The sequence below is a fragment of the Rhizobium sp. 10N414 genome (assembly GCF_056394785.1).
Genome location: NZ_JBFTIN010000039.1, coordinates 1 through 12,151, shown reverse-complemented (window position 1 = coordinate 12,151; position 12,151 = coordinate 1). Strand labels below are relative to the sequence as shown.

Below are 12,151 nucleotides of genomic sequence, written 5' to 3'. Positions count from 1 at the left end.
CGTTTATCGCGGACGGCATTTGGAGGAAGAGATCAGCACCATTGTTGGCAGCCTTCGCCGAAGAGAGGGGTAAAGGCCAGAACCTTGTTTATGGTGCAGCCATCCAGTTGAAACCGCGATGAGCGCTGCTCAAGATCCAGATCTGCGTAATGTAGGGGTCGCGGGTTCGTATCCGCTCAAGAACACCAAGCAAACTCGTACATGTATCCCTGTCCACGTCTAATGCCGATCCTGCGATCGAAGGCGGACGCCTATTCCTCCATCGGTAATCTCACCTTCACTCTGAAAGGTTATGCCTGCGGCCTCGAAGGTGAGCGTCAGACAGCGCGACGCCTAAAATCCAGGGCCGGGGATAAGGTGTAGCAAGGAGCCAAATTCCAAGACTTGGCTCCGAGTTGTTGTCGCTCGTTAAGGTGTGCTGTCAGAAGGTCAGCGAGTAGATGAAGGTCAACGCCTGCTGATGTCGGGCGCCGGTGAACCCGTCCTCTCGGGAATAAGCCACATTGAAGTATCCCGAGTTGCCAAAGCGGCGGCCGAAGCCAACTTTGGTGGCGAGGTAGTTTTCTTCGCCAGTATAGCTACCATAGGTGTTTTCGAATTCATGCTCGATGCCCACCTCGAACTGCGGCGACCAGGCACCCGGGTGGAAGACCGGTTTCTCGATCCGCAGCGAAGCGCCGGCCATGGCGTAGTTTATCGTATCGGCTTCCACCGCCGCGCCTAAGCTGTTCGTGGTGTCCTGTCTGTTCGTGAGGGGTCTTATCAGAGCTCTTCCTGTAGATCTTGAACATACAGCAAGACCCATTGGCCTTACCTTGCGGAAGGATTGGATTCCGACAGTCGCACAGGCTTATTTTCTGGAGCTTGTCGAGGTGCTCCGAGGTCAATCGGATGGTGATCTCGCTTCTGCTGCGCTCGCGCCTTGACCTGAACCAACTGCAAGCGACTACCGGGGCTTGATACAAAGCTTAATGGGTGGCGCTCATCGCACGAAGGGCGCCGCGGTTTCAATTCTCCTCGCTCAGAACAACCAGGCGCGCTCCTTTTTCGTCAACGTCACTTGTGATCGCGATGCGTTTCCCATCCGGGGACAGGAAGGCGGCGTTGAAACCTGATTTGACCTTTTCGTTGGGGAGCTCGATGACGCCGTCGTTTGAAACGGATGTATCGAGGCCGCCGTCTGACTTGAGAACGACTGCCGCTGGAGCGCCGCCATAATGCCCCACATTGACGGAGCGGCCATCCGGAAGCATTACGGCGTCGGCAATTGGGTCCTTCGCTCCTGTGCCCTCGCTCTGGATCGCCTGGCCTTATGCGTGCCATGGACTAAAAATGCCTTTACCAACTTGACGAACTTATCCATCTTTGCCATATAAGTACTTCTGTATGGAGGCAAGTTATGGCATCTCCCAAGGCAAAACCCAGCATCAAGGGCGGCTCGACCCGCAGGGATGGACCAGATAGGTCCATGGCTTTTTTCCTGGCGACAGGCGCCGGTGCGCTGCCGGAAGGCATGAGCGGCTTCAAAATCAAAGTTCCGGATAGTGCGACCAAAGTCCTGTCCGACAAGCCGAAGCGCGTGCAGACACTGCTGCAGCAATATGGTCAGGCCATTTCAAGGAGTCGAACCGCCGGCAGACGTGTAAGCTTCCGCGTTGACGTCGATCCAGAAGGCGAGATGGTCGTAACCCCGGTCGAAGACGACGCATTGGCCGCCCCTGCGCCATCTGAGGAGGACAACACCGCAGATGCTGGCCTTGAGCAAGCTCTTGCCGCAGCCCGGGCACGCGGACGCTCGAAAGCAGCAGAAATCCTCGAGCGCGCCGAAATGCTCAGCGCTGACGACTTTGCTCGCCTGCTCGGCACGACGCGGGTGACAATCAATACCAAGCGGCAAAACGGTCTTGTGCTCGGCCTCGACGGGGCCAAGCGTGGGTATCGCTTCCCCGATTGGCAGCTCGATTCCGATGGCAAGCCATTTGCTGCACTCCCTATCCTTCACGAAATGCTCGGTGGAGCCTGGGCAGTCTATCGCTTCCTGGTCCAGCCGCATGGTGAACTGGATGGTCTGACGGGTCGTGAAGCACTGGAGCGTGGACGGACTAAGCAGGTGATCGCGGTAGCGGAAAGCGTTGGGCGAGATTTCCGGTAAATGGGAAGTGCACTGCCGCCCGTCGGCTTCGAAACAGCACGCCTGCATCTACACGTCGTCGCGCCCGGCTCACGGTTCGGCCGCATCTACCTCGATAGATACCCTGATCCGCTCGGCTTCGGAAAGACACCGAGCCGCTTCAGCGATCCGCGGCGCCGCAAGCCCGCCAATCGCTTTGGGGTCCTCTACATGGGCGGCACCATCAAAGTATGCTTTCTCGAAGCCGTACTGCGAGACCAACGCGATGGCTCGATCGGCGATCTCCCCATTTCCGAGTCAGCGCTTCACAACCGACAGTACGCGCAGATCGAGGTGATCGACCCACTGACGATGATTGATCTGCGCGACGACGGAGCGATCAAGATGGGTGTGCCGACGGATGTGGCAAAATCCTCCAAGCAATCCCTTGCTCGCAAATGGGCTGTTGCATTCCATGAACATCGAGATCAGGTCGACGGCATCATTTATCCGTCAAGGCTAAACGGGCACACGAATCTTGCGGTGTTTGATCGAGCCATCGGGAAGCTGAAGGCAGTCGGCGCAACAAAGCTGATACGGGCGCCGGGTCTCGCGAATGTACTCGATGACCTGAACGTTGCGATTGTCGATCCCTGATTCATCGCCGCGTTTAGCGTTGCTCGATAAGTCATTTCTGACAGCCCATCCTCGACAGATCAATCCTGATACCCGCCGCTTCGATATCGTTTGCATTTTGAAGGCTCGGCCTCGCTTTCAGCCGGCGCGGCATCGGCAGGCTCTGGCTCCACTACCTTCGCCGTGTCGCTCGTGTCGGCGATAGCACCACCCGGGTCTTGAGCTTGAAACACGCCTTGGCCCTCGAACTGGCCTGTGTTCAAGGCGTAGGCCGCAAGTTTTTTTCCGGGATTAACTCGATCCGCGCGCTACGATGACGTGGCGGGCCAGCGTTCGAACCCGTCTAGCGCATGAGCGATCGGGATCCGCCCTCTGACGCTCCTGATCAGCAGGGAAAATTTGATGGATGCGGCTAGAGAACGTCCCCCCGAACGAGTCCCTGATTTCTGGATGCATGCTTCGAACGCATTTGGGGTTTCCTGACGCATCCAGAAAACCGGGATGATGCGAGCGCCGCAACCTTTAGGCCGTTCCGTCGTTCGGTGGGGAGGAGGATCTCCCCATGCTGGATATGGCCTACTCACGCGATCTCATGGTTGAACGGCATTTGCGTGGTCGTGGCCTTCGCGATGAGCGGTTGCTGGCGGCAATGGGAGGGATGGCACCGACCCGATCTTCCTCCGATCCGTAGTCGCCCGGCGTTGCCGGCGTTGATCAAAGAGGCAGCGGAACCGTTTAGCCAATTTCACGATCCGCACTTCGGCGATCTGTTCGACCGTTTCGCTGACAAGCACGTTGTCCTCTTGGGCGAGGCAAGCCACGGAGTGCCGCCCTGATGTGAGGCTTCTTGCATCGGATCCCGTAGTAAGAGGTACGTCTATCGACTCTTTACGTTTGACATCCATGTTTCAAACGGATTGCTTTTCTGACTACCTATGTTCGCGCGACCATTTAGCTCCACTCCATCCTGGAGGCCGTGCAGGATGGCGATCAGCCGTGGCGCCATCTCGCGAATCTCGCTCAGATGAATAGCCGTCAGCCGTTTGAGGACCGCTTCGGCCTTCTGGGTCAGCGCAAGCGTGTGGCGTCGCTTGTCGTTGGGATCGACTGTGCGCGACACATATCCCGCCGCCACCAGCCGGCCGACGAGTTCGGTTGTCGAATGCGGCGCGATCAGCAGCCGCTCGGCAAGCAGGCCGACCGACATCGCTTCCTCGCCGTTGTGGCCCTTGATGGCGAGCAGGGCCTGATGCTGCTGCGCCGGCAATCCTTCTTCGTGGGCGGCCGAGGCGCTGAAATCCATGAACTGGCGCAGTGCATGGCGCAGGTTGGACAGCGCCTCGTAATCGGCATCCGACAGATCGTCCATCTGCTTCCTGGCCATCAATCTCCTGCCGTTATTGGCTTGCCACCTGCAAGATCACTGCATCCATGCCGCCATCTCCATCCGCCGGTGATCCTGCAGCGCGCGCAGCGCCTGCATCAACTCCGGCGCCATTTCCCGGATCTCATAAAGATGGGCAGGCGTCAGTCGACGCAATAGCTCTTCCGCCTGATCTGTCAATCGAACAACGATGCGGCGCTTCGGCTTGATGACGACGGTCAGAAAGCCGCGGGCTTTCAATCCTTCCGTCAGTTCCGTGGCCGCGGCAGGCGCCAGAAACAGCTTCTCCGCGAGGCTGGAAACGCTCATTTCGCCACGGATCCCCAACCCCTTGATGGCGAGAAGCGCCTGATGCTCCGGTGGTGAAAGGCCGAGACGGCTGGCCGCCCCGGCGCTGAACTGGCGGAATTTGCGGATCCGGTATCTCAGATTGGCAAGTGCCTCATATTCGGTCTCTGACAGGGCTTCCTTGGGCATCGGCCTGCTCCTCAAAGCATGACTTGCATTAGATCGTAATACGATATATCTGGGCCTTCATTGCCAGCCTGTCAACAGGAACCCCCATGTCCCCACAAAATACCCACCGGCCGCATGATTTCATGGGCGGCCTTTCGCGGCGTGAAGCCGGAGACTTCACCACCGACAAGCGCGTCATCGCTCTGATCGGCATGGCGCTGATCGTCGGCACCGGCGGCGCTTTTGCCGCCTGGGTCCTGGTCAGCCTCATTTCGCTAGTGACCAACCTTGTCTGGTTCGGCCGCCTTAGTACCCATGCCGTCTCGTTGGCAGCGGCCCCGCGCTCGGTCTGGATGGTGGTAATCCCGGTTCTAGGCGGTCTTGTCATTGGCTTGATGGCTCGTTTCGGCTCGGAGAAGATCCGCGGCCACGGCATTCCTGAAGCAATCGAGGCGATCCTGATCGGCGGCAGCCGGATGTCGCCAAAGGTGGCGATCTTGAAGCCGATTTCCTCGGCAATCTCGATCGGAACGGGCGGCCCTTTCGGCGCTGAAGGCCCGATCATCATGACTGGCGGCGCGATTGGTTCGCTCTTTGCCCAATGCTTTCACCTGAGTTCGGCAGAGCGCAAGACGCTGCTGGTCGCCGGTGCCGCGGCAGGCATGACTGCGATCTTTGGTTCGCCGATCGCCGCGATCATGCTGGCCGTTGAACTGCTGCTGTTCGAATGGAAGCCGCGCAGCTTCATTCCTGTCGCCGTCGCCGCCTGCGTGTCGATCTGCTGGCGCCCTTTCCTGTTCGAAGCCGGTCCTCTCTTTCCAAGACAATTCCACATGGATCTGCCCTGGTGGGGTATCCTGCTCTGCGCCGGAATGGGCATCCTCTCCGGCCTACAGTCGGGCATCCTGACAACGCTTCTTTACAAGATTGAAGACCTGTTCGAAGCGCTGCCCATCCATTGGATGTGGTGCCCGGCGCTGGGCGGGCTGATCATCGGGTTTGGCGGGCTCATAGAACCGCGAGTTCTCGGCGTCGGCTACGATATCATCGATGGTCTCCTGAACAGCAGCCTGCTGCCGCAAGCGGTGCTGACAATCCTGCTGGTCAAGGCGGCGATCTGGCTCGTGGCGCTGTCATCGGGCACCTCGGGCGGCGTGCTGGCGCCGCTCCTGATTTTCGGCGGTGCGCTCGGCTGGCTTGTCGGACTTGTTCTGCCGGGCGATCCGGGCTTCTGGGCGCTGCTCGGCATGGCGGCGATGATGGGCGGCACGATGCGGGCGCCGCTGACTGGCACTTTCTTCGCCGTCGAACTGACCGGCGATGTCCAGGCGCTGCTGCCGCTGCTGGCGGCAACGGTGGCGGCCTACGCGGTCACCGTTCTCCTGCTGCGCCGCTCGATCCTGACGGAAAAGATCGCCCGCCGTGGCCAGCACATCACCCGCGAATATGGCATCGATCCCTTCGAGTTTGCCCGCGCCCGTGACATCATGATCTCCAAGGTCGATAGCCTCAGGGCCGATATGACCGCCGGGGAGGCGATCGATTTCTTTACCACGCGATCGAAGACACACCGGGTCTATCCGGTAGTCGATGACCTAGGCATCCTCAAGGGTCTGATGTCGCGCGGTGACGCTCTGCGCTGGCAGCAGGAACGTGTGGAGCGCAGTCAGCCGCTCGCCGATCTGGTGTCCGATAATTCCGTGCCGCTTGCTCACCCCGATGACACGGTCGGTTACGTTGCCGATCTGATGCTGGTAACCGATGCCGGCCGCATTCCAATCGTCGATCCCGATAACGGCCAGCTCGTCGGCCTCGTAGCCCGCAAGGACCTGTTGAGGCTCCGTCATTCCCTAAGAACAAGCGAAACGGAGCGGCGGCCGTATTTCGGACGCGCCGTCGGTTCGGGACGCGAGGTGCCTACGAGATGATCAGCTCTGACGTTAAAAGGGGCGATTTCCATCCACCATTTAACAAGGTTCTTCGGTTGTCGCGGCCATCGCCTGGTTCTTCAGAACGTGGCTGTGACAATTATATAGGTCGTCTAGGAATCTCCCGGCCTGGTGACACTCTACCGCATTCACGGTGTGCGTTGATGTTGTCGCCGAACGCGCTTCGTCTGAGAATTTCGGACCTGTGGCAAACTTCCGCGTCAGTCAGCCGCCGCGTCAATTGTCTTTCCGTTGGTAAACGCGCTCGTGCCGGGTGGCGGAATGTCATCCTTGAGAAAGGCGATGCCGGACCGAAGCCCGCGTTGCCGTTGGCGCGAGACGCGACCGGAGGACGATCAGATCGATTACTTGGAGTAGTAGTCTGTGATCAGCACCAGGTACCGTGCGAAATAATGGTTTCACTCTCCCCTGACGTGTGGCATTCTGCAGCTTATATCAATTACTCAACGAGTGGTTGATAATCCCGCTTCGGCAACATATTTCGATCTCGGAGAGCCCATGACTTCAGTTCCCCTTTCGCCTGACGCAACAGATACGAGGCGACGCGTTTTTGCAATCATGGCGAGTGCTTCGGGCAACCTTGTTGAATGGTATGATTTCTATGTCTACTCGTTCCTAGCACTCTATTTCGCGTCGGAGTTTTTCCCGGAAGGCGACGCGACCAGTCAATTACTGAATGCTGCTGCTATCTTTGCTGCGGGCTTTCTCATGCGGCCGATCGGGGGGTGGTTGTTTGGACGCATTGCGGACCGGGTGGGCCGCAAGCGTGCGATGCTGATTTCGGTTACGATGATGTGCGGCGGATCCTTTGTTATCGCCATTTTGCCAACCTACAGCTCGATCGGCGTCTTCGCGCCGCTTCTGCTCCTTCTCATGCGCCTCATCCAGGGGCTTTCTGTGGGCGGCGAGTATGGCACGACCGCGACCTATATGAGTGAGGTAGCGCTTGCCGGTCGCCGCGGCTTCTTCGGCTCATTTCAATATGTCACCCTGATCGGCGGCCAGCTGCTCGCCGTGCTCGTCCTTGTCATCCTGCAGCAGTTCCTTGACGAAGCGCAGCTGCGTGCGTGGGGTTGGCGCATTCCCTTTGCCATCGGCGGTGTGGCAGCCGTGATCGCGCTCTATCTGCGAAGCTCGCTTCAGGAGACGTCGACTGAAGAGACCCGCACCATGCAGGAGGCGGGAACGCTGAGTGGCCTCCTGCGCAACCATTTGCGCGCGTTTCTCATCGTCGTCGGCTACACTGCCGGGGGATCGCTGATTTTCTACACGTTCACCACCTACATGCAAAAATACCTCGTCAATACCGCCGGCTTCGACAAGGAGGTCGCAAGCCTGACGATGACGACGGTCCTTTTCGTCTACATGCTGATGCAGCCGCTCTTCGGCGCCATGTCTGACAGGATCGGCAGGCGCAATTCCATGCTTCTATGGGCCGGCCTTTCCATTCTGACGACCGTTCCATTTCTAACCGTCATCGGGCGCACCACAAACGCATTCAGCGCCTTTTTCCTCGTGACGGGCGCCCTTGCAGTCGTCAGTCTCTACACGTCCATCAGCGGTATCGTGAAATCGGAAATGTTCCCGGCACAGGTAAGAGCACTCGGTGTCGGCTTCGCCTATGCGATCGGCAATGCGCTCTTCGGCGGAACGGCGGAGTATTTCGCGCTTTGGTTCAAGTCAATCGGTCACGAGAGTTGGTTCTTCTGGTACGTGACCGCAATGATGGTCATTGCGCTCGTCGCCGCTATTCTCATGCCCGATCCCCGGAAGAAAGGCTACCTTCAGGGTGAAGGGATGATAGATTGATCTTGACCGCGCGACATCGCCTATACCTTCTCGTCGTCGAGAAAAGTGAAGTCGATCGTAGGCGCCGTTTGCCTCGCTCGCGCGCGTCTTGCCATTTCGAGTAATACCGCCGTGACACAGATGCCAACAATGCGCCTTTGCAGTCATTGAAGAAAACAATCTATCCTGTATCGTCGCTGGTACAGGAAAAAGTGTCACTTTCAGCGATGCCTTCGATACCTTTGCCATTTGTCATATCCCTTCTTCTTTGCCTCATCCTCTTTCGGACGATGCGGCAGGCGGAATATAAACTCGGTCTGTTTTCTCTGCTCATTGCAACGTTTGCCGCTCAGGCGATCCTGTCGGGGTTGAATTGGAACCTCGGTTGGTATCCTGCGCGTCTCATTCAGCCGGTCGTGGCGGCGATCCTCCCAGCTCTATGCTTTGCCGCGTTCAATCAGCTGCGACGCGATAGGCTCGCAACGTCCAACGATATCCTGCCACACCTGCTGCCTGCGATCCTCGTTGCCATTCTGGTCACCCTATGGCGTGCTCCAATCGATATCGTTCTTTTTGCCACTTACCTCGGCTACGGCCTTGCACTTCTCAAGATTGCCAAAGAGGGGCCGGACGCGCTTTCTTCTGTACGCGTCGCTGATGAGTGGACTGCTCACAAGGCGCTTGTCGCAGTGGCGGTTATGCTGGTCGTGACGTCCTTCATCGACGCCGTTGTGGCGGTTGATTTTTTCCTTGGAAAGGGCGAGCAGGGCCGAATGGTTCTTACGGTTGCGAGCGTTTTATGGCTGGCCATTGCCGGTTACGCCGCCACTGTTGCGGACAATGCCCGTCCCGGTGATGAGGGGAATGCGCTTTCGGAGGATTTCGACCATTCCTCATCCGCACAGCAGGTTCCTTCGGACGCTATGGAGGATAAAGCGATAGCAAATCACATCGATGCATTGATGCGGGAACAACATCTTTATCGTGACCCAGACCTGACCTTACAGCGTCTCGCAAGGCGCTCAGGTATTCCAGCACGCCAGATTTCCGGCGCTTTGAACAGAACCTACGGTCGGAACGTTTCGCAGGTGGTGAATGAATATCGAGTGAGTGATGCCAAACAGCGGCTGGTGACCACACGCGATCAGATAACGGCAATCATGCTGGAGGCGGGGTTTGGTACAAAATCAAATTTCAATAGAGAATTCCTACGGGTCACGGGCATGACCCCGAGCCGCTATCGGAACACTGGTGGCGAGACGTCTGCCGCGCCCGAACTGCCCAAAGAAGCTTCCATTCGATAGCCCCGCGTGAGTTCAAACGCCGATGCGCGATACGTCCTAAATCGTGATCTTGGACGTGCGAAATCGTGATCTTGGGCGCGTCGCTCTTCAATCCGCGACAAGTTCCGACATAACCCACGGCTATGAGGAGCTTCGAGGAAAATGCTGATCAAAATCGTTGCAATGTTCTGCGCCAGCGTCCTTTCAATGGCGATAGCGCAGCACTCAGCCGCAGACAGTGCACTCGTCGGCGTCCGGCAGATCACAGCGCCCTCCAAGGAGCGAGGCACTGAATTTCCCGTGACCGTTTGGTATCCGGCCGACGCTGGTGGCAAGCCTGTCACGCTCGGCGAAAGTCAGTTCTTTTACGGAACGGAAGCCATGCTCGATGCCCCTATTGCGCACGGAAGACACCCTTTGATTTTGCTATCTCATGGCGCAGGTTTGGGGGGAACTCCCCAAGCGATGAGTTGGATTGCAGCGCCCTTGGCCAAGCAAGGGTTCATCGTGGCAGCTCCTCTTCATTTCGGGAACGGAGGAGCCAACAGGTCAGCAGCCGAAACGGTGAAGCTTTGGCTTAGGCCTGCGGATATCAGCGCAACGCTCGACGCTTTGGAAAAGCAACCGGTTTTCGAAGATCACCTTGAGCCCAAAAAGACGGGTGTGCTTGGGCTTTCGATGGGCGGGAATACAGCCTTGGCTTTGGCTGGTGGTCGTATCGATCCAATCCGTCTGGGGAGTTACTGTGACACCGATGCTCTCAATCCTTCACTTTGCGGATGGGTAAAACAAAGTGGCGTTGACCTTCATGCGATGGACATGAAACTTGCTGATCGCGACAATCGCGACAGGCGGATTGAGTTTGCTATGGCAATCGACCCTGCTCCGGTAGATGTCTTTCAGATCGAGTCTTTTTTGAAGGTTTCGATCCCCGTCGAGATAATAAACCTTGGCCAACCTGGAACGATCCCCCGGACGTTGCTCGCCTCGGGAATCGCAAGGGTCATTCCCGAAGGCGGGTATTTCATGTTAAAGGATGCAAGCCACTATAGCATGTTCGGAGTGTGTATGCCGGATGCGGCCGAGATGGCCAAGTCCGCAGACATCGAGGAGCCCATTTGCACGGACGGCGATGGGCACTCACGCCGCGAAATCCATCAGGAACTGGTAAATTTGGTCATTGAGGCTTTCGATCAAAGGCTCAAAACGGAGCGCTAAAACGCGTCGTCCGTTGTTTGATCCAGGTTCTCGAATCGGCTGATTTGTGATTCATGGCTGGAAGGAGACCGATCATGGGCAATTCCCACCCGATCAAGTTGCGTTCCCGTGTTATTGCATTCGTTGAAGAGGGCAACACTCATCGCGGACGTCCCCTCATTTGCGGGTGTCGGCTCGATTTGTGAATAGCCTTGCTGTTCTGAAGCGAGAGACGAGCTCTCTGTCGCCGAGACGACAGGTCATATTGGCGGCGGCACGTTGGGCGACCACGGTTCGTAGTTTCGGGAACGTGTGGCTGAGAAGGGTGATTTGACGATTGACGAATTGTGCATGGAGCTAGCCGAGCGCGGCATCATGCTTCTCGGGACGTCGGTTCGGACGGGCACCCGAACTTTGAAAGGTCGCGCTGTTGGATTATCCCGGAGGTCGATTGTGGAGAATACAACGCACCCGAATTCCCTGCATATAGTCGCCTCCTTTGTGAGGCCGACTCCCATCAAGGTGACAAATATCGTTACCGCGAGCCGAATGTGCCGTTTGCTTTCGCCAGCGCTTCGATCATGACAACTAATCTGGCAAGGTCCTCTTGATGCAGTGCTTTTAATGCTGCCGATATCCGTTCTTGAAAAACCTCGTCGGCGCTTCGAACGCGTTCCTCGTTACCAAGCCCGAGCAGTTCGTCCACGGAACTCCCCAAAATAGTCGCGATCCGGACAAGCGTTGCAAGATCGGGCTCGCGTGCCCCACTGACGTAGTTCCCGTACCGTCGGTCGCTCAGGCCAGTTCGCCTTGCTACTTCAGCATTTGAGATTCCGAGCTGTTCGGCACGTCGTTTAAGATTCGCGGAAAATGGTTCCATACCACATTTTGTTCATGACAAGCCCAACGGGTCCATGTACGATACGTTGATATACAATAGAACAATGTGTGGATTTAGTTCCATGGAACTACGCCAACTCTCTTACTTCAAAGCGGTGGCCGAGGAACTGCATTTCGGCCGGGCGGCAGCCAGGATGTGCATTGCCCAGCCGGCACTCAGCAATCATGTGATGTCGCTGGAAAGGGAGCTTGGCTGTCCGCTGTTCATCCGCTCGACCAGACGGGTGGAACTGACCAGGGCAGGGGAAACCTTTTATGATCGCTGTGTGCGGATCCTGAGCGACATCGATCTGACCACCGAACTGACCCGGGCAGCCGGCGGCAGTCGCATCCGCCAGATCAGGATCGGCAGCATCTATCCGGCCACCATGGGCATGCTGCCAACCTTCCTTGCCAAGATCGCCCGCAAGTATCCCGATGTCCGCATCCATATCGCGTCGGGCAATAC

12 protein-coding genes and 1 pseudogene are annotated in these 12,151 nt (G+C 57.5%); 7 read left to right on the top strand and 6 right to left on the bottom strand.

The features are described 5' to 3' along the window. Positions 1-421: 421 nt before the first annotated feature. Both AC1DE4_RS25775 and AC1DE4_RS25770 read right to left on the bottom strand, forming a co-directional pair. Positions 422-712 carry a hypothetical protein gene (locus tag AC1DE4_RS25775; RefSeq protein ID WP_169681611.1) on the bottom strand — a complete coding sequence of 97 codons (291 nt, stop codon included), beginning with the start codon at positions 710-712 and terminating at the stop codon, positions 422-424. Positions 713-1,007: 295 nt separating this feature from the next. Next, entirely contained in the window at positions 1,008-1,253 is a 246-nt protein-coding gene (locus AC1DE4_RS25770; RefSeq protein WP_169681609.1) for a PD40 domain-containing protein, read from the bottom strand. Between the two features lie 260 nt (positions 1,254-1,513). On the opposite strand from AC1DE4_RS25770, the gene AC1DE4_RS25765 reads away from it, so the two are divergent. Together AC1DE4_RS25765 and AC1DE4_RS25760 are read left to right on the top strand one after the other, a co-directional pair. Continuing rightward, positions 1,514-2,152 carry an XRE family transcriptional regulator gene (locus tag AC1DE4_RS25765; RefSeq protein WP_169681768.1) on the top strand — a complete coding sequence of 213 codons (639 nt, stop codon included), beginning with the start codon at positions 1,514-1,516 and terminating at the stop codon, positions 2,150-2,152. Further along, a complete protein-coding gene (locus AC1DE4_RS25760) occupies positions 2,153-2,767 on the top strand; it encodes an RES family NAD+ phosphorylase (RefSeq protein ID WP_169681607.1) in 615 nt (204 codons plus the stop codon). Positions 2,768-3,623: 856 nt separating this feature from the next. Here AC1DE4_RS25760 and AC1DE4_RS25755 read toward each other — a convergent pair. Then, on the bottom strand, positions 3,624-4,115 hold the full coding sequence (locus AC1DE4_RS25755; protein ID WP_246733649.1) for a MarR family winged helix-turn-helix transcriptional regulator: 492 nt from the start codon (positions 4,113-4,115) through the stop codon (positions 3,624-3,626). A gap of 51 nt (positions 4,116-4,166) precedes the next feature. Next, positions 4,167-4,607, bottom strand: coding sequence for a MarR family winged helix-turn-helix transcriptional regulator (locus AC1DE4_RS25750; RefSeq protein WP_169681603.1), 441 nt, complete (start codon positions 4,605-4,607; stop codon positions 4,167-4,169). An 86-nt stretch (positions 4,608-4,693) separates the two neighbouring features. Here AC1DE4_RS25750 and AC1DE4_RS25745 point away from each other — a divergent pair, with 86 nt between their 5' ends. From AC1DE4_RS25745 to AC1DE4_RS25730, 4 genes are all read left to right on the top strand, one after another. Continuing rightward, the gene (locus AC1DE4_RS25745; protein ID WP_169681601.1) at positions 4,694-6,514 is read left to right on the top strand and encodes a chloride channel protein; all 1,821 of its coding nucleotides are present in this window, start codon (positions 4,694-4,696) and stop codon (positions 6,512-6,514) included. Positions 6,515-7,033: 519 nt separating this feature from the next. Then, positions 7,034-8,344 carry an MFS family transporter gene (locus tag AC1DE4_RS25740; protein ID WP_169681599.1) on the top strand — a complete coding sequence of 437 codons (1,311 nt, stop codon included), beginning with the start codon at positions 7,034-7,036 and terminating at the stop codon, positions 8,342-8,344. Between the two features lie 146 nt (positions 8,345-8,490). Further along, positions 8,491-9,627, top strand: coding sequence for a helix-turn-helix domain-containing protein (locus AC1DE4_RS25735; RefSeq protein ID WP_477883659.1), 1,137 nt, complete (start codon positions 8,491-8,493; stop codon positions 9,625-9,627). Between the two features lie 141 nt (positions 9,628-9,768). Next, positions 9,769-10,824 (top strand): alpha/beta hydrolase family protein, encoded by a 1,056-nt coding sequence (locus AC1DE4_RS25730; RefSeq protein WP_169681597.1) that lies wholly within the window; start codon positions 9,769-9,771, stop codon positions 10,822-10,824. Positions 10,825-11,338: 514 nt separating this feature from the next. On the opposite strand, the gene AC1DE4_RS25725 is transcribed toward AC1DE4_RS25730, so the two are convergent. After that, positions 11,339-11,509: a hypothetical protein gene (locus tag AC1DE4_RS25725; protein ID WP_409564082.1), complete on the bottom strand. Its 171-nt coding sequence runs from the start codon at positions 11,507-11,509 to the stop codon at positions 11,339-11,341. Positions 11,510-11,548: 39 nt separating this feature from the next. Beyond that, positions 11,549-11,683, bottom strand: a pseudogene (locus AC1DE4_RS25720) (helix-turn-helix domain-containing protein); the annotation flags it as partial. An 82-nt stretch (positions 11,684-11,765) separates the two neighbouring features. Here AC1DE4_RS25720 and AC1DE4_RS25715 point away from each other — a divergent pair. After that, on the top strand, positions 11,766-12,151 hold a 386-nt coding region (locus AC1DE4_RS25715), incomplete at its 3' end, for a LysR family transcriptional regulator (RefSeq protein WP_477817738.1).